The organism is Blastopirellula sp. SH421 (assembly GCF_057808535.1).
This window is the reverse complement of record NZ_CM173712.1, coordinates 3,151,326-3,170,428: the sequence shown is the minus strand read 5'-3', so window position 1 is coordinate 3,170,428 and position 19,103 is coordinate 3,151,326. Positions and strand designations below refer to the sequence as shown.

Sequence of the window (19,103 nt, the reverse complement as noted above, 5' to 3'; positions counted from 1 at the left end):
CACGACTCTAGCAATCAGATCATCGACTGGCTGGCACTGACGAACAGTCATTTTTTTCGCGTGCCACTGGCCAGATCCAGTGTCTGCTCATTCTTTCTCCTGCTTCGCAGAGAAAGCAAGCAACAGATTCCAACGCCATCGCGACCCACGCGTAAACCGTGGCGCTGCTAGTCAACAAACTCGCCGTCGCAGTCATCGCCGACGAATCACTTGTTAACCTGCATCGGCCCCTTCCCATGCCAAACGAAAGTAAAGCAGGTGGACCAGACGCGGTGCGGCTTGACAGGGGGCTTCCTATAGGCGGCACACGACGCAATCATGGCCACGCAAGGTCGCCGCTTTGGCGACAGGCAAAAAATGCCATTGACAAATACCAAGTCTTTTGTTAGCATTTATTCATACATTTTAGCGAGCCGTGCGACCTGTTGGTTTCACTTGGGCGGTGGTCTGTCGTTGAAGATCGGCAACTTCGGGAGAGGTTGGCGGGTTTGTTTGCTGCGCGGACTGGGGTTTTGGAGGTTGTGCCGTTCAGCAGAAAAAAACGCCGCAGGAGAGTCCACTTTGGTCGTGCAGAAAATCGGTGCGGTCCGGTCTGCAAACTCAGAAAAAAAACGCAGCAGTCCAGTGTCCACATTGTGAAACCAGTCACGAAGTTGGAAATCGGAAGGGCGAATTGGGGGCGCAAAGTGGTTCAGGCGAGCGCTCAGAAAAAACAGGCCGCGGTCCGGTCGGGGGAGGGGAGTAACCCATGTTTAACTCGGGGAGAATCCCCAGCGACTATGTGCGGTATTGCTGCTTCGTCATTTACTTGCAACCGCATTTCCCTCGCTTGCGCGTTCGGGCTACGAAGATTGGGGGCCGAAAAAAAAACGAAGCAGTCCGGTCCGGTCCACAGTCCAGTCGCTCAGAAAAAAAAACGACGCCGAGTCCAGTCCGGTCTAATGTCCGGTCCCATCTGGTCGGCTACCCAGAAAAAAAAAGCGAGGCGAGTCCACTCTGCCGCGAAGAAAAAAAAGCGACGCGGTTTGGTCCAGTCCACTCGGGGGGAAGCCAATAACGAATGTCCAATTCAGTGAGAATCATTAGCGACAATGTGCGGGTTTCGTGCATCGTCGTTGACTTGCGATCGCGTTTCCCTCGCTCGCGCGGCGGGCTTCGCAAAAACAGAGATGCTCTTCCGGCGCAGACGCCGGAAGAGCAGGGGCCCCTGTAGGATTATTTGGCGATTGCTGGCTGCACTAACTTGGTCCAGATTTCGTACCCAGCGTCGGTCATGTGGAGACCATCTTTTTTGAAGAGGTCGGCTTGTGGTTCGCCATCTTCGCCGAGCATCGGCTTGTCGACGTCAATGAAGGTTAGCAGGTCGCTTTTGTCGCACTCGGCGGCGATCAGCGTGTTGGTTGCTCGAACTTTGTCAACTAGTTTCCAACGCGAAAGACTCGGCTTGACTGCGATAAACACGATCTTGGCTTCCGGCCGTTTAGCGTGAACGGTTGCGACAAATTTTAGAAAGTCGTCGCGAATTCGCTCTGGCGTGTAGCCGTGGGCGATGTCGTTGTCGCCGGCGTACAGCACAACTGCTCGCGGCTGCAGCTTGTTTACCAGGCGATCGGCGTAGTAGACCGAATCTTCTAGGTGCGATCCGCCAAAGCCGTGATTGATCACGTTTTGGCCGGGGAAGTACTTGGGCAAATCCCACATCCGAATGCTGGAGCTGCCGATGAAGACGACACCCTGGGCGGGAATCGTTGATTCGGCGTCCTTCGCTTCAAGCTCAAGAATCGATTTTTCCCAGCGCGCGGGATCAAACTCTTTGGCCCACGCCGGCGACGTTAGCGCCGCCAGCGTGATGATGGCTATTAAACAATGTCGCATTAGGTCATTTCCCAGGGGCTTCGGTTGGAATGTGAAATCATCGCGGTCGCTTCGCTGTCATCACCCACAATTTTTTCGGCTTTGGGGTCCCACGCAATCTTGCGGCCCAAGCGGCACGAGATGTTCCCCAGATGGCATGCGGTCGCGGTGCGATGACCAATTTCGGCGTCGCAGATCGGCAGTTCCCGCGACTTGATGCAGTCGAGGAAGTTTTGGTGGTGATTGCTGCTTTCGTACAGATGCGTATCGCCAGAGGTCAATTCGATCTTACCGAGCTCTTCGGGAGTCGCTTTGAACTGACCGCGATTGACGAAAATCTGCCCCTTTTCGCCGATAAAGGTGGTCCCGCCGGGGATATCCTTTTGGCCTTGGCCCAGGATCATGGTGACGTCGCCGGGATAAACGTAGGTGATGCGGCAGGTTTCGGTAACGTCGTGCCAACCCTGAGGATGGAACGTCGCTGTGCCGTCGATCGATAGTGGACCGCTGTCATCCATCCCCATGCCCCAGTGAGCAATGTCGATGTGATGCGCGCCCCAGTTGGTCATTTGTCCGCCTGAGTAATCCCAGAAGAAACGGAAGTGGTAATGAACATGATTTTTGACGTAAGGGCGCAGCGGGGCCGGACCGAGCCAAAAGTCGAAGTCCAATTCGGCCGGCGGTTCCGACACCGGATCTGGTTTGCCGGGATGATTGGGGCCGGGGATGCCGACCAGCACTTGCTGCAATTTGCCGAGATAGCCAGAGCGAACCAGTTCGCACGCTTTGCGGAAATTGGCGGAAGAACGTTGCTGCGAGCCGGTTTGCACAATTCGCTTGTTGCTGCGAGCGGCGTCAACAATCTTGCGCCCCTCGGCCACGGTCAAGGTCAGCGGCTTTTCGCAGTAGACATCTTTGCCGGCTTCACAAGCATGAATCGTCGGCAATGCGTGCCAATGGTCAGGGGTTGAGATCACCACGGCGTCGATATCTTGGCGATCAAGCACCTTGCGATAGTCGCCGTAGATTTCGCACTCGGTTCCCTTTTTGTCTTTCACAATTTTCGCGGCTTGCTCGGCATGCTTGCTGTCGACGTCGCAGATCGCAACAGCGTTACCCACAAACTTGCCCAAGTTGCCGCGGCCTTGTCCGCCCAACCCAATGTGACCGGTCACGATCCGCTCATTGGCGCCAAACGCGGTCGAAGGAATAAATGTGGGAGCGACAGCCAAGCCGGCCGCCGCCGCTGCCGAAGTCTTGAGAAACTGACGTCGACTAGCAGAGGTTTGCGTCATGAAGGGGACTCGCTAAGCGGGTGGGACTCGAGAGCTCGAAACCCTAAGAATAACCCAAGTTGCGAAAATCGCAAAGTCTCTCACCGGCCCCATGCCCCTTTGCTTTGCAAAATAACGCTGCATTAACCGGCGGTTTTAGTGGGGGTATACGACGCACCGCTAGTCAATTTCTTCCCAAACCGAGTGATAGGCGTCGATCGCTTCGACATATTCTAAGAATCGTGCGTAGAACTCATTCCCCCCAATCGTAGAGCTATCACCGATCACGATCAGCTTGCGTTTGGCCCGGGTCATCGCCACGTTCATGCGGCGGACGTCGGCCAAAAAGCCGATTTCCCCCTTGTCGTTGGATCGCACCAAAGAGCAAATCACCACTTCCTGCTCGCGGCCTTGGAACCCGTCGACCGAATCGCACTCGACCCCATCCGGCAAATGCTCACGCAACAAGCGAACCTGGGCGGCGTAGGGGGAGATGACCGCAATCTGCTCCGGCGGCAGATCGAGCGCGAGCAACTGATTCACTTTACGAACGACCAGCTCGGCTTCACGCGGGTTGGTGCGACTGGTCGAATCGTCCTCGGCTTCCTGATAATCGGCTCCGGCCGTATCAAAAAACTGAACCGGCTTGGTCCACAGCTGGTCAGCGGTGATCAAATCAGACAACGAATGAGCGGCAACCGAATCATGGGCCAACAACGCGCCATCGTAAAACTCGAGCGAGCTGAACTCCATGATCTGCGTGTGCATCCGATACTGCTGCTCGAGGCGCTGCGCGGCTTGCGGATACCGCGCGATCAGTCGCTCCAACATGCTGACGCCAAAGCCGGCCGCTTCCGCAGCGCGCGAAACGATCGTCGGCGGCAATTGGCAATGATCGCCGGCGATCACGAAGCGTTGACTGCGAGAGACAGGGATCCAACAAGCAGGCTCGGTCGTTTGACACGCTTCATCAATCACCGCCAGATCAAACCGCCGCGCGCCCAACAAGTCGTCATCAATCCCGGTCAGCGTGCAGCAGACAACCGGCGCATCATCCAGCAAGCGTTCCAGCGTCTGCTGCTTGATGCGATCAGCGTCATCCAGCAGCGCTTTGGCTTCGTCGCGCAGCGAACGCTTTTCGCCAGGCGCCGGTTTCGAGCGTGTAAAACGATCTGCTTTGCGGAACAGCGTTTTCGCCTGGCTGACCAGCTTTTCGGACAGCTTGGCGTCGGGATGCTCACGCACCAGCGACTCCAGCAGCGCGTCATGCAGCGACTCACTAACGCGGGCCGGGTGTCCCAAGCGAACCGCTTTGATTCCGCAGCTCCAAAAGCGTTCGACCAGGTTGTCAACCGCCAAGTTGCTGGGCGCACAGGCCAAGACCTTCTCGCCGCGTGCAATTGCAGTCCGAACGATCTCGGCCAAGGTGATCGTTTTGCCGGTGCCTGGGGGACCATGAATGATCGCGAAATCATGAGCCGAAAGAGCCAATTGAACCGCCGCTTGTTGCGTGCTGTTCAATTGCGGCGACGCCAGGCTCTCATCACGTTCAGCAAAGGAGGGCGCTTGCAGCTCTAACAATACATCACGCAGTTCGGCGGTACGATTGCCGCTGGCCGACGCCGCTTTCAGCAGCGCGCGTTCTTGACGATTGCGGGCAATGTCGTCGGTCGAAATCGCGACCCCCAGCTTGTCTTCTGCTCCTTCCCACAAGCCGCCGATGGCGACTTCCAATGCTGTTGAAGCGACGCGCGTCACGACGCCGCGAGCCCGATCTTCGCCGTCGCCAGATAGCAACACGATCGGCGAACCAACGCGGAGCCCGTGCATCGGCATCCTGGCTTGCGGGTTCTTGCCGGTCAACCGGCAAATCATTCTGCCGCCGAGCGCCGACCATTGATCTTGCAGACGCAGACCTTTGAGCCGCAAAGACGAAGGATCGTTCGCGATCCGTTCTTCCTGCTCTTGGGCTTCCCATTTCAAACAGCGCTCAAACTGACGGAAAAGCTCTGGCTGCTGAACATCATCCGGCTCGACCCACGCGGCCAAGTTGGGCTGCGTCTCGACCAGTTTGCGCTGGGTCCGGCCGCAAATCTCGGCCGGCATTTCAATCGCGGCGCTACGGCGCTGCAGTTGGATGCGGCCAATATCACGATTGTTGACGCCGGCCTCCTCGATCAGCAGCTTAAAGACGCCGCCGTTGGTCGTACCAAACGGGAGCGATTCGAGATGGAGTTTGGCCATGGATGCAATCGAAGGGAGGAGCAGGGATCACGATACTTGTTGTAGGAAGTCAACAATGTACGTTGCTAGTTGCGGTCGCAACAAGAGCGAGAAGTGATCGGCGCCGGGAACTTCGATGCAAGTCGCATGTGGAGCGTCGCGTAATAGGCGATCGGCGTCACCACGAGCGGCGGCGTCTTCTTCGCCGATGATGACCTGCAGGGGAGTCTTGATCGAGGCGACTTCTTCTGGAGTCACGCCAAGCTGGGAATAACCTTTGGCGACGCCGGCCAAGGCCAACGGATCGTTGCCGTCCATCATATTGGCGTTCATCGCACTCAATTGTCGCTCGCTGGGCGGTTTGCGGTTGGACCACAACACTTTCATCAAGGGATGCAGTTGGCCGCTGGTTTCCAGCGACTCGCGCAAATCATCCCACAACTGGCGGCCATCTTCTGCGCGACCCGCGCCAGCGGCTAACAGCAGTGTCGAGCGAACGCGTTGCGGAAACTCGATTGTGGTCTTCAGCGATAACCGGCCTCCCATTGAATAGCCAACCAGATGGACAGACTCCAACTTCAAATGGTCCAGCAGACGAATAATGTCAACGTACATCTGCTGGCCGTAGACGTCGCCATGCGGCTTGTCGCTTTTGCCATGACCGCGAACATCGAGTGCAATAACGCGGAAGAATTCGCTGAGCCGGTCGAAGAGCCGAACGTCGACCCAACCTCGTTCGATATTGCGAGTGAAGCCATGCAAGAGCAAGATCGGCTCGCCGTATCCTTGTTCTAGATAACGCAGCTGTAAGCCGTCGCTATCAAAATATTTATCTACGGCATTCATGCATCGTCATCCTTGGCCAACAGCAGCAAACAAATAGGAGATCAGAATTCAGGCTGCGGATAACTGACCCGCGGAGGCGTACAAAACAGGCACGCGATCGCGAGCAACGCAAAGCAGGCCGTAAATAACCACAGCACCTCTTCGTAACCGCCAAACCAAGCGACCCCACGATTCAGCAAATAGGGGCCGGCCGCGCTGCCTGCAACGATCATCGTCATCGAGCTTCCCTTGATCTTACCGAGATGAGCTCTGCCAAAATACCGGGCCCAAGCCGAGCTCGCACCCGAGACGGCGACTCCTTGTGCGGCGCCAAAGACCAAACCAAAGAGGGCGCACCCATAGACCGAGTTGATGTGACTATAACAAATGACCGAGAGCGCCAGCGCTGCGGCCCCGGTCGACATCAACCAGTGCAGACGAACATGGTCGGCCAGCCAACCTCCAATAAATTGACAAATCGCCATGGTCAACGCAGTGCACAGAAAAATCAGCGGCGCCTGATCGGCTGTCAGTCCGCGGCTTTGCAAAAAGCTGACCATCACAAAGGTCAGCGCCGTCGCAATCATCGCCCATGATGACATCAATGTTACCAAGATCCAATAAGACCGGGTCAGCAGCGCCTCTCCCAAAGTGAACTGCGGCAACAGCAAATCGGCCGAAATTTCTTCGGCTTCGAGTTCCAGACTGGGATCGATCGGTCGGCGTCTTACGCCGTCGGGCAGTTGACCGATCTCCTCAGGACGATTCCGGAAAAAGAGAAACAACAGTGGGAACATCGCTCCCCAGACTCCCAAGCCCAGTAGCGTATAGGTAAAGCGCCAACCGACGTTGTCAATCAGCACTTGCGAAATCAGCGGAAACAACGCTAGTGCGAGCGGCATCGACAAATTGCGAATACCAACCGCGAAACCAAGTCGTTGGCGAAACCACATGTCGACCGAGTTGGTTGCGAGCAACGTCAGCGCCCCTTGGCCGAACATTCGAATCAACAGAAACCCCAGAAACAGCGTCCAGATACCGCTGATCTGCGACATAAAAACGCAGGCGCCGCCAAAGATCAGCACCACACCGGCCATCGAGCGGCGTAAACCGATTCGATCGGCAACGCCGCCGATCAGCGACATCGGCAGCGATGCGATGATCGTGCCCCACATGTAGGCGAACGAGACGTCGAGACTAGTCAGTTGCAAATCTGTCGTGAAGTGCGTGTTGAACAGTGACACGCCGTAGGTCTGACCAGGGCTAGTGCAAAATTGAGCAACCATCGAGATCGGCAGGATCATCCAGCCGTAGAAGAACGGAACCGCTCGCACAACCCAATCCGGCTTGCCTGCAAGCAGCACAGGCTGCGAGGTTGATTTGGGGGGCTTCGGGAGACCTTCTTCCTGCGGAAGCTTCGACTCCAACGATGCGACGGCGGTCATTGCGCTCTCAGTAAAAGGTTTGCCAATAAAGTTCCTATCCTAACGGTCCTCGCCAGCGCCAGAAACGTCACTTTGGCTGCGGGTTGGCGTGATTTGGGCCGGCTGTGCATCGTGTTTCCCTAATCGCTGCTTTACGTTGCGGCGATTCCCCTTCGTCGGCCGGTAATTGCGGGCAACGGCGACTCTCGATAGGTTGGACAGTCTGCCGTCGCCGTTTTATCCCGCATTAGATGGAGATCCGAACTTCCATGGGTCGCTTGGGCACTGCAATATCGTTGTTCTTTAAGATCTTGTTTAACCGCGAAACAGCGGAGAAGGCACAAGCGGTGCTGTTGCTATCGGCCGCGAGCGAAACTCCTACTGCTGCAACAAAGTCCGAGCCCCCCAAGCCGGCAGCACCTCCACAGGCTGCCGCTTCGCGCGGTGTCGACGCACTGATTCTGTTGGCGGCGTTGCAGCGAGAAGCGCGTTTCCTCGATCTGTTTCAGGAAGACCTCAGTAGTTTTGCAGACGCCCAAATCGGCGCCGCGGTTCGCGATGTTCACCGCGATACCAAAGCGACGCTTGACCGAATTTTTGGCATCGAGCGCCTGCGAGACGAAGAAGAGGGCGCCAGCATCTCCGTGCCGGCCGACTTCAATCCGCTCGAATTACGTCTGGTCGGTTCGGTCGGCGCGACTCCTCCTGACACCGCTCGCCTGGTGCATGCAGGCTGGCGAGCAACCAAATGCGAATTGCCCAAGTGGAACGGCCAGGCGGAAGCGGCCAAGATTCTTGCCCCGGCTGAAGCCGAGGTTTAGTCTTTCCCAGACGGCGATCACACTCTCAAAAAGGATTTGCAAGATGCCTGCTAGCTATGTCGTGGGGATTGATCTCGGCACGACCAATAGCGTCGTCGCTTACGCTCCGCTCGAAACCGAGCAAGCCGCAGTCGAACTGCTAGAACTGCCGCAACTGATCGCCCCCAACACGGTCGACAACCGCCTTTCACTGCCGTCGTTCGTATATCTGGGAGGCGAAGCCGAACAGTCGCAGCAAGCGCTCGACTTGCCGTGGGCGAGTGATCGAGACTATGCGGTGGGCGAAATCGCGCGCAAGCAATCGGCCGATGCGCCCGACCGCACGGTCGGCGGCGCCAAAAGCTGGCTCTCGAATCACAAGGTCGATCGCCAACAAGACATCTTGCCCTGGAATGCGCCCCAAGGACTGCCACAGATTTCGCCGGTCGAAGCAACGCGCCGCTACCTGGCGCATCTGGCCGCGGCTTGGAATGCTAAATTTCCTGACGCGCCGCTCGCCGAGCAAACAGTCGTGTTGACGGTGCCAGCGTCGTTTGACGCCAGCGCTCGCGAGCTAACGCGAGAAGCGGCCCTTGCCGCTGGCCTGCCAGAAACGCTGGTCTTGCTCGAAGAGCCGCAGGCCGCCGTCTATGCATGGCTAAACCATTGGGGCGACAAATGGCGCAAGCAGTTGAAGGTCAATGATCGATTGTTGGTCTGCGATGTCGGCGGCGGCACCACCGATCTGACGCTGGTCGAAGTCGACGAAGAAGGGGGCGAGCTCTCCTTACGCCGCGTCGCGGTTGGCAATCACTTGCTAGTCGGAGGCGACAACATGGATCTGGCGCTGGCGTTTGACGTCTCGACCCTGTTTGCTGAAAAAGGGGTCAACCTCGATCCCTGGCAGTCCATTTCTCTGTGGCATTCGTGCCGCGCCGCCAAAGAAACGCTGCTGCAAGATGAAAACGCCGCCGCCCAACCGATCTCGGTCTTGGGACGCGGCAGCAAGCTGATCGGCGGTACGGTGACAGTCGACGTGCCGCGTGATCGCGCGTTGAGTTTGCTGCTGGATGGTTTCTTCCCCAAGTGCGGGGCCGATGCGCATCCCGAGCGCGGACTAGCCTCTGGTTTTCAAGAGCTGGGGCTGCCCTACGAATCCGATCCAGCGATCACGCGCCATCTGGCGGCGTTTTTACAGGCACATCGCGACCAGGCCGAGAAGCCGGTCACGCATGTTCTTTTTAACGGCGGCGTTTTCAAAAGCGACGCGTTTCAAGATCGCTTGATGGAAGTTTTGGCCGATTGGAACAGCCAAGCGCCGCAGCGATTAGCAGGCCCGCATGATCTTGACTACGCCGTCGCCCGCGGCGCTGCGTTTTATGGCTGGTCAAAAAAGCAGGGAGGCATTCGTATCCGCGGCGGCACGGCTCGCGCTTATTATATCGGCGTCGAACGGGCCGGCCTGGCGATCCCGGGCGCACCGCGTCCGCTAAATCTAGTCAACGTGGTTCCGATCGGAATGGAAGAAGGGACATCGATTCATGTTCCCTCGCAAGAGGTCGGGCTGATCGTGGGCGAGACCGCCAAGTTCCGCTTTTTCTCGTCGCCTATTCGCAAAGAGGATCAACCAGGGCAGTCCCTCAGCCGCTGGGATGAAGAGGAAATCTCTGAGACCGATCCACTAGAAACGTTGCTGCCCAAAGATGACGCGATTCAAGAAACTTCGGTCCCTGTCACCTTTGAATCGAAGATCACCGAGTTGGGTCAGTTAGAACTGTGGTGCGTAAGTCCTCGGACCGGCGGACGCTGGAAGTTAGAGTTCAACGTTCGCGAAGATGACTAGGCGGTTGACGTCATGGTGAAACAATCGTTGAAACAGCAGACAGCGGCGACGAACACCGACGAAGATGCGCCGAGTCGCTACGTCGTAGGAATCGATCTCGGTACGACCAACTCGGCGGTCGCGTTTGTCGATACCGAAGCGGAGCCGGGACGACTGCAATCGTTTTCGATTCCGCAGATTGTCGCGCCGCAGCAAGTCGAATCTCGTTCGACGCTTCCTTCGTTCCATTACGAAGCGGCGGCCTCCGAATTTCCTCCCGACGCGCTCCAGCTACCTTGGAGCCAGCAGCACGCTAATTATTGCGTCGGAATGTTTGCCCGCGATCATGGCATCACGGTTCCCTCGCGTGTGATCAACTCGGCCAAAAGCTGGCTCTCGCATACCGGCGTAGATCGTACTGCGGCGTTGCTTCCTTGGCACGGCGCCAGTGATTTAGAAAAACTGTCGCCGCTAACTGTCAGCGCGCGCTTGCTCGCTCACATTCGCGCCGCGTGGGATGACGCCTATCCGCAACATCCGCTCGCGGCGCAAGATATCGTACTGACGTTGCCCGCTTCGTTTGACGAGATTGCCCGCGAGTTAACCATCGCCGCCGCCGCGGCGGCCGGGCTCAAGCGGGTTGTTTTGATCGAAGAGCCGCAAGCTGCGTTTTACGCTTGGCTTGACAAGCACAAAGCAAACTGGGAGTCGCTGGTTTCGCCGGGACAAACCATCTTGGTCTGCGATATCGGCGGCGGCACCTCTGACTTTACCTTGATCCGCGTGCGGCAGGGAGAAGATGACAAAGTTCAGTTCCATCGCGTCGCGGTTGGCGAACATTTGATCCTTGGGGGAGACAATCTCGACCTCACCCTCGCAACCTATCTTGAACAACAACTCACCAACGGCGGCAAGCTCTCGCCCAGTGATTGGTCAACGCTGGTCAGGCGCTGTCGTGTCGCCAAAGAAGAGATGCTGACCGACAATGCGCCCAACGAAATAACGATCAACTTGCCCAGCGGCGGCTCGAAGCTGATCGGCGGCGGTCGACAAGTGACGCTCACCAAGCGAGAGGTCGAGCAAGTCTTGGTCGACGGTTTTTTGCCGAGCGGTTTGCTGGAAACGCCGTTAGAAAAACGAAGCTCGGGGTTTCAAGAGTTCGGACTACCCTTTGCCAACGATCCGGCGATCACGCGTCATCTGGCCGCGTTTCTCCGCAATCATCAGCATGTGGTGGAAGCGGAAACAGAAGGGGCTGCGGTGACGGCGGTTCGCCCTGACATTGTGTTGTTTAACGGTGGATTTTTTGAATCGGCTCGTCTGCGGCAGAAACTTATCGACGAAATCACCGCCTGGTTTCGTCCGACCGATCCGCAATTTGCACTACAGATTCTTGATAATGATCGGCTCGATCTGGCGGTTGCCCGCGGCGCGGCTTATTACGGTTTGGTGCGGCGCGGCGAAGGAGTTCGTATCGCCGCTAATTTGGCCCGCACGTATTACATCGGCGTGGGCCAAGACGAACAAGGCCACCCGCAGGCTCTGTGCATTTTGCCGGCGACCACCCAGCCCGGCGAAGAAATCGACCTGCAAGCTCGGACGTTTCGCTTACGCATTTCGGAACCGGTCGAGTTCCCGCTGTTTGTTTCTAGCATCCGCCTGATCGACAACGCAGGCGAGATCGTCAGCGTCGATCTCGAGCAGATTCGCGCGCTTCCGCCGATCCGCACCGTGCTGCGGGCCAAACGTCGCAGTGAAGCGACCGAGGTTGCAGTGAAGCTGCATGCTCGACTCACGGAGATTGGCACGATCGAACTGTGGTGCGACGAGTTGGAGAGTGAGCGACGTTGGCGACTTCAATTTGACGTGCGCAGCGCCACGCAAACCGATGTTGCAGCGCATATCTCGGATCGCGAAGCGGAAGGAGTGTTGGACGAAGCTGCTTGGACGGCGCTGCAATCCCAATTGGCGGCGACCTTTGGCGAGCATGCGACCCACAAGCCGCAGCGACTGTTGACAGAGCTAGAGTCGGCCAGTGAGATGTCTCGCGACGCGTGGCCAGCTTCGCTACTGCGGCGAATTTGGGGCGAGTTGCTTGATCTAGAAGCTGGTCGTCGCCGCAGCAGCAGTCATGAAATCCGCTGGCTCAATCTCGCCGGCTTTGCCCTCCGTCCCGGTTATGGCCTGGCGCTGGATGACTGGCGCGTCTCAGAAACCTGGAAGGCGCTGCAAGGCAAAGTGGCGCATCACGACGCCAATTGTCGCGTTCAATCATGGATTCTCTGGCGACGGATCGCCGGCGGACTCAATCGCGGACAACAAATCGCAGTCGCCGAGCCGCTGATTCAAGCGCTCCGCGCCTTGCATCGGCGGATCATGACAGGGCAGGGGACCGCCACTTTCACGCCGCCAGAATCGCTGGAAGCCTGGCGTTTGCTGGGGAGCCTAGAACTGCTCGACGTTTCAGCCAAACTAGAAATCGGCGGCTGGATCCTTGACCTGCTGGGCAAGCCCAAGATGGCTGCCGCCCGTTCAGCAATGTCGTGGGCGCTGGGGCGACTCGGAAGTCGCACGCCGGTCTATGGACCGCTGAACTGCGTGATCTCGCCCGACATCGCGACGCGTTGGCTGGATGCGATCTATCGCGACCGGAATCGTGATCCGATGGATCTGCTGGCGGTGCTGCAAATCGCGCGACTGACCAACGATCGCTATCGCGACTTGGCGACGGCTGATCGAACAGCCGCGGCTGATTGGTTAGCAGCAGAGCTTGCTCCCAGCCATTTTGTGCGAATCGTCCGTGTAGGGGGGAACCTTGATAACGAAGAACGAGATCAAGTATTTGGCGAGTCGCTTCCCATTGGACTGAACCTTTAATCCAAAAATTCAGATTATCCTGTCGCAGAACAAGTGAAAAACGGCCTTTGTCGGATAGGGCAAAGGGTCCGAATTCGTTACAACCAAGCATAGTAATAGAGCAGCTCACCCGAAGAGCTTCTGAGCAGTCAATCACGATCGCAGTGGATGCGATCCGCCTGAGTGACGAAATGTATTCGTTCATTCATCCAACGCCAGACACGGCGGATGCTCTCCCTAAATCCACTCCCCTCCTCACAGGGATCCATCCCTTGCAAAATTCTCGGACTCTCGCATTACACACCGCGATTGCCGTTTCAATGGCAGGCGTACTGCTGGCTGACCTTTACACAGCGCTCGGCGTAGCGGTTTGGGTGATGTACCTCATCCCGATTGCGCTGACCTTGTTGACTTGGCGCCCTCAGATTCCGCTGGTGGTCGCTGGGGTAGCGACGGTCCTGATGTTCGCTACCTTCTTCACCGATGACGCTGGCTTCGACCGCAACATCGCCCAGATCAATCGTGGTTGCGGAATTTTTACGATCTGGGTCATGGCCATCGTTGCTGCTTTCTTTGTAAAGAACAAGCTGGAGATCGAATTCGAGCGCTGGCTGCAAAAGGGGCAAACAACTCTAAGCAAAGCGATGATCGGCGATCCGACCTTGGAGAACCTAGGGGATCGGGTGCTCAAAATGCTGTCCGAATACCTGGGCGCCCAAGTCGGAATTTTCTTTACGCGCGATGGCAAAGAGTTTCGCCGCATCGCCAGCTATGGGGTCCCCAGCGACGCCAACACGTACAACGAATTTACGCTCGATGATGGCCTGTTAGGTCGTGCGGTCAAAGACAATCGAATCTTCGTCCTGAACGAGACGCCGGACGGCTATCTAACCATGGGAAGTGCGCTGGGAGAGGGAAAGCCGCGCCATCTGGTGATTTGCCCGATGGCGGCCGAGAATATCACGTATTGCGTGTTAGAAATCGGCGCTTTGCTCCCGCTTGGAGAGCGCGCACGCATATTGCTAGAGCGGGTCTCTGAATCGGTCGCCATCGCGGTCCGCTCAGCCAATTACCGTGCCCATTTACAAACGCTGCTAGAAGAAACCCAGCGTCAATCCGAAGAGCTGCAAGCCCAAAGTGAAGAGCTGCGCGTCGCCAACGAAGAGTTGGAAGAGCAGGGGAACGCGCTCAAAGAAACCGCAACGCGTTTAGAACTGCAACAAGCCGAGCTGGAGCAGACCAATACGCAATTGGAAGAACAAACGCAGTTGCTAGCAGGGCAACGCGATGATTTGGGGAGAACCAAGCTTTCGCTGCAACAGCAAGCGGCCGACTTAGAACGAGCCAGCCGTTACAAATCCGACTTCCTCGCCAATATGTCGCACGAGCTGCGCACGCCATTAAATTCGTCGCTGATCCTGGCAAAACTACTCGCCGATAATCCCCATGGCAATCTGACCGATGAGCAGGTCAAGTTCGCGAAAACGATCCAAGCAGCCGGCAATGACTTGCTTACGCTGATCAGCGACATCTTGGATTTGTCTAAGATCGAAGCTGGCCAGATGGAGCTGCGTCTCGAAGAATCGCGCGTGCAGAAGATCATTGAGGAAGTCACGCGTACGATGCACCCGCTCGCCCAGCAAAAAAATCTGCAGTTTGTGACAGAGATCGCCGCGGATTGCCCCAAAGTGATCTCTACCGATCGTCAGCGATTGGAGCAGGTGCTCAAAAATCTGCTATCCAACGCCATCAAATTTACAGAGCAGGGAGAGGTGAAGCTTTCGGTCACAGCACTTCCTCATCAGCGTCTTGCGCTCGCGGTATCCGATACCGGGATCGGTATTTCGACCGAGCAACAACAGATGGTCTTTGAGGCGTTTCGGCAGGCCGATAGTTCTTCGCATCGCAAACATGGCGGAACTGGACTTGGCCTCTCGATCTCCAAAGAATTTGCGCGGCTGCTCGGGGGCGAACTGCAACTAACTAGTGAAACCGGCAAAGGCAGCACGTTTACCGTAATCATTCCTGCGGTTTACGACCCCGCGACGGTATCACCACAAGCGGCGAGTCCTGCTGCCGGAGAATCTGCACCGACGCCGCTTCCCGCATCGCAGCAATCCGCCCAGCCCGCCACAAGACCGCCTGTTGCGCCTCGCATTGTTGCAGACGATCGCGAGGATCTGACCGGCCAGGATCGGGTGATTTTGGTGGTGGAAGACGACGCCAATTTTGCGCGGATCCTGTATGGTCTGGCGCACGACACCGACTTTCAATGCGTGATCGCCAACACGGCGGAAGAAGCCTACGCTGCGGCTCTAGAGTACAAGCCTAGCGCCGTGATCCTCGACATTGGGTTGCCTGATCATTCGGGGCTGTCGGTGCTGGATCGATTGAAAAATGATCCTCGGGTACGGCACATTCCGGTCCATGTCATCTCAGGCAGCGACTACACCGATTCGGCGATCTCTTTGGGCGCCGTCGGCTTTATGTTGAAGCCGGTCAAACGCGAAGAGATCATTGAGGTCTTACAAGGGCTAGAGCAACGACTCTCCCAGCGAATGCGCCGCGTCTTGGTGGTCGAAGACGATCAGGTTCAGCTCGATAGCCTGCACGCGCTGCTGGGATCAAGCGAAGTCGAGACCGTCGGCGTCCAGAGCGCTGCCGAGTGCCTGGACAAGCTGAAGAGCGAGACGTTTGACTGCATGGTGCTCGACCTGACATTGCCCGACGCTTCCGGCTACTCGTTGCTAGAAACGCTGAGTCAGGAAGAAGCGTATTCCTTTCCTCCAGTGATTGTCTACACCGGCCGGGACTTGTCGATCGAGCAAGAGCAACGGCTGCGAAAATATTCAAAGTCAATCATCATCAAAGGCGCCAAATCTCCCGAGCGACTACTGGACGAGGTGACCTTGTTTTTGCATCAGGTCGTTTCAGAACTACCGCAAGAACAACAGCGGATGATCGAAAAAGCGCGTCGCCGTGACGCAGCGCTGGAGAATCGCCATATCCTGATTGTGGAAGATGACGTCCGGAACGTGTTCGCATTGACCAGCATCTTGGAGCCGTGCGGCGTCCACTTGCAAGTTGCGCGTAACGGTTTAGAAGCGGTCGCGGCGATTGACGCTTCGCTCGCCGATCCCACCCTGAAGATCGACCTGGTTCTGATGGATGTAATGATGCCCGAAATGGACGGCATCTCAGCGACCCAAGAAATTCGCAAACGGCCCAAGTGCCAGCGATTGCCGATTATCATGCTGACCGCCAAAGCGATGAAAGACGACCAACAGTCTTGTCTGGCAGCTGGAGCCAACGACTATTTGGCCAAGCCGCTGGATGTCGAGAAGCTACTCTCGTTGATACGCGTTTGGATGCCGCGACAGGGAGCCGCCCAATGAGCGGCAAGGTCGAAGATATCGAATTAAAATTGCTGTTGCAGGCAATTTACGAACACTACCACTATGACTTTCGGGGTTACTCGATGGCGTCGATCAAACGGCGTCTGGGGCAAGCGAAGGCGCGATTTCAGGTCGACACGTTTTCGCAACTTCAAGGGCGGGTCTTGTACGAAGCCGATCTCTTCGCCGAGCTACTGTCGTACCTGACCGTTCAAGTCAGTGAGCTGTTTCGAGATCCTCACTACTTTCGAGTCTTGCGCGAAGAGGTCTTTCCTCATTTGCGGACCTATCCGTCGCTGAAGATCTGGGTTGCTGGTTGCAGTGATGGTGAAGAAGTCTATTCGCTGGCGATTATGCTGCGTGAAGAAGGTCTCGACGATCGGACCATGATCTACGGAACTGACGTCAACCCCAAGGCGCTGCAAAAAGCAGAGGCCGGGGTCTATGACCTAGAGCGACTGCCGCTATTTACCAAAAACCATCAGGCTTCCGGCGGCAAGTCTTCTCTCTCGGACTATTATACGGCCGCCTATGGAGCGGCCAAGTTTGATAAGAGCCTTCGTAAAAATATTGTGTTCTCGGATCATAGCCTGGTCTCGGACGCTGTCTTCGCTGAGGTTCACCTGGTTTCGTGCCGCAACGTGCTGATCTATTTTGATCGCGAGTTGCAAAACCGCGCGATCGGCTTGATGCAAGACTCGCTGATCCGCCGCGGATTTTTGGGTTTAGGGGCCAAAGAAACGCTGCGATTTACGAGTCACGTGGATGCGTTTGACGAATTCTCGCGCCAAGCCAGAATCTATCAAAAGCGGAGTGAACCATGATAAACTCCTCGGTCGAAGCGATTGTAATTGGCGCATCAAGCGGTGCAGTCGAAGCAATCAGCGCCATCTTGACGCGACTTCCCCAAGATTTTCCGCTGCCGATTTTTGTGGTGGTCCATGTGCCGGCCGATCGCGCCAGTGCGCTAGTCGACGTATTTCAGGCCAAATGTCCCCTCCAAATACGAGAAGCGGAAGACAAAGAGCCCATTGAGCCCTCCTGCGTTTACCTGGCTCCGCCCGACTATCATTTGATGATTGAAACCGACAAACAAAGGGTCTCACTTTCCAGCGAAGAGCCTGTCCATTATTCTCGACCAGCGATCGACGTGCTATTTGAAACGGCGGCCGACGCATACGGTCCGGCCCTTGTAGGAATTGTCCTGACCGGAGCCAATAATGATGGCTCTGCTGGACTACGCTGCATCTCGGATTGTGGCGGCGTCGCGATTGTGCAATCCCCGCAGGAGGCGACGTCTCCTTACATGCCCACTTCAGCCAAGTCCGCCTGCCCGGATGCGAGTACGATGAAGCTCGACGAAATTGCCGACTACCTTATCATTCAAGGGAGGTCCAATGATTGAGACTCCCAACTCGCCGGTTTATTGCTTGATAGTTGACGATCGAGAAGAAAACCTGATCGCGCTAGACGCTGTGTTGCGCTGCGAAGGCTTAGAAGTGATCAAAGCCCGTTCCGGTCCTCAAGCGCTAGAAGCGTTGCTGGAGTACGAGATGGCGTTGGCGCTGATTGATGTGCAAATGCCGGTCATGGACGGGTTCGAGCTGGCTGAATTCATGCGCGGCACCGAACGCACTAAACGGGTCCCGATTATCTTTCTGACTGCCGGGACCGAGGATTATCAGCGTCGTTTTCGCGGCTACGAAGCGGGCGCCGTCGACTTTCTGCACAAGCCGATTGAGTCCGATATCCTCAAAAGTAAAGCCGAAGTTTTTTTTGAGTTGTTTCGCCAACGCCAAGAAGTCGCGCGGCAACGAGACGAACTGAAAACGTTGCTGGACGAAAACTCGCGTCTGCTGCAACAAAGTCGCGAACAATCTGAATCGCTGCAAAACTCAGACCGCCGCAAGAATGAATTTCTCGCAACGCTGGCCCACGAACTTCGAAATCCGCTCGCGCCCATTCTGAGCGCCGTCGAGGTGGTTCGACTAGGCGAACTGAGCAAAGCTGAAGAAATCGAAGTCTATGACATCGTAAAACGACAAGTACAGCACATGGTTCGCTTGATCGACGATCTGTTAGACATCAGTCGCATCTCGCGCGACAAGATCCAACTGCGACGCGCGGTCTTTCTGCTTGGCGATGTCGTGAAGAACGCCGTCGAAACCAGCGCCCCTTTGATTGCTGACGCACGCCACAAACTTTCGGTCCAACAACCGGCGACTCCGATCGAGATTGACGGAGACGCGGTTCGAATTTCGCAGATCATCGCCAACCTGCTTAACAACGCCGCCAAATATACGCCCGACGGAGGTCAAATCTGTCTCTCGGTCGCCTTAGAAGATCCCTTGGTCGCGATCAGCGTCAAAGACAACGGCATCGGCATCCCGCCTGAATTACTCTCTGACATCTTTGGCATGTTTAACCAGATCGACAAGCATCTAGAACTCTCCAAAGGGGGACTCGGCATCGGGCTCACTCTGGTCAAACGTTTGGTAGAGATGCATGATGGCGAAATCGAAGTCAAAAGTGCAGGAGAAAACCAAGGCAGCGAGTTCATCGTCCGACTGCCGCTGGCAAAAATCCCGGCTGGTCACGCCCAACCATCCGGCGAGAGTTCGACGTAGCGA

General features: G+C 56.6%; 12 protein-coding genes. 7 read left to right on the top strand and 5 right to left on the bottom strand.

Going from position 1 to position 19,103, the window contains the following annotated elements:
* Positions 1-1,215 precede the first annotated feature (1,215 nt).
* From SH421x_RS13290 to SH421x_RS13270, 5 genes are all read right to left on the bottom strand, one after another.
* Positions 1,216-1,875 (bottom strand): SGNH/GDSL hydrolase family protein, encoded by a 660-nt coding sequence (locus tag SH421x_RS13290; RefSeq protein ID WP_488856213.1) that lies wholly within the window; start codon positions 1,873-1,875, stop codon positions 1,216-1,218.
* Complete coding sequence (locus tag SH421x_RS13285; RefSeq protein ID WP_488856212.1) at positions 1,875-3,149, bottom strand: Gfo/Idh/MocA family protein; 1,275 nt, start codon at positions 3,147-3,149, stop codon at positions 1,875-1,877. The genes SH421x_RS13290 and SH421x_RS13285 overlap by 1 nt, the downstream gene beginning before the upstream one ends.
* A 159-nt stretch (positions 3,150-3,308) precedes the next feature.
* Positions 3,309-5,372, bottom strand: coding sequence for an AAA domain-containing protein (locus tag SH421x_RS13280; protein WP_488856211.1), 2,064 nt, complete (start codon positions 5,370-5,372; stop codon positions 3,309-3,311).
* A gap of 27 nt (positions 5,373-5,399) precedes the next feature.
* A complete protein-coding gene (locus SH421x_RS13275) occupies positions 5,400-6,197 on the bottom strand; it encodes an alpha/beta fold hydrolase (RefSeq protein ID WP_488856210.1) in 798 nt (265 codons plus the stop codon).
* Between the two features lie 41 nt (positions 6,198-6,238).
* A complete protein-coding gene (locus tag SH421x_RS13270) occupies positions 6,239-7,621 on the bottom strand; it encodes an MFS transporter (protein WP_488856209.1) in 1,383 nt (460 codons plus the stop codon).
* Between the two features lie 248 nt (positions 7,622-7,869).
* On the opposite strand from SH421x_RS13270, the gene SH421x_RS13265 reads away from it, so the two are divergent.
* From SH421x_RS13265 to SH421x_RS13235, 7 genes are all read left to right on the top strand, one after another.
* Entirely contained in the window at positions 7,870-8,421 is a 552-nt protein-coding gene (locus SH421x_RS13265) for a DUF2760 domain-containing protein (RefSeq protein ID WP_488856207.1), read from the top strand.
* Between the two features lie 43 nt (positions 8,422-8,464).
* Complete coding sequence (locus SH421x_RS13260; protein WP_488856205.1) at positions 8,465-10,243, top strand: Hsp70 family protein; 1,779 nt, start codon at positions 8,465-8,467, stop codon at positions 10,241-10,243.
* A 12-nt stretch (positions 10,244-10,255) separates the two neighbouring features.
* Positions 10,256-13,099: a hsp70 family protein gene (locus tag SH421x_RS13255; RefSeq protein ID WP_488856203.1), complete on the top strand. Its 2,844-nt coding sequence runs from the start codon at positions 10,256-10,258 to the stop codon at positions 13,097-13,099.
* A 251-nt stretch (positions 13,100-13,350) separates the two neighbouring features.
* Positions 13,351-16,473 (top strand): response regulator, encoded by a 3,123-nt coding sequence (locus SH421x_RS13250; RefSeq protein WP_488856202.1) that lies wholly within the window; start codon positions 13,351-13,353, stop codon positions 16,471-16,473.
* Positions 16,470-17,297: a CheR family methyltransferase gene (locus SH421x_RS13245; RefSeq protein WP_488856201.1), complete on the top strand. Its 828-nt coding sequence runs from the start codon at positions 16,470-16,472 to the stop codon at positions 17,295-17,297. The genes SH421x_RS13250 and SH421x_RS13245 overlap by 4 nt, the downstream gene beginning before the upstream one ends.
* A complete protein-coding gene (locus tag SH421x_RS13240) occupies positions 17,294-17,878 on the top strand; it encodes a chemotaxis protein CheB (protein WP_488856199.1) in 585 nt (194 codons plus the stop codon). Before SH421x_RS13245 ends, SH421x_RS13240 begins: the two co-directional genes overlap by 4 nt.
* The gene (locus SH421x_RS13235; protein ID WP_488856198.1) at positions 17,871-19,100 is read left to right on the top strand and encodes a hybrid sensor histidine kinase/response regulator; all 1,230 of its coding nucleotides are present in this window, start codon (positions 17,871-17,873) and stop codon (positions 19,098-19,100) included. The genes SH421x_RS13240 and SH421x_RS13235 overlap by 8 nt, the downstream gene beginning before the upstream one ends.
* The last annotated feature ends 3 nt before the right edge of the window (positions 19,101-19,103 follow it).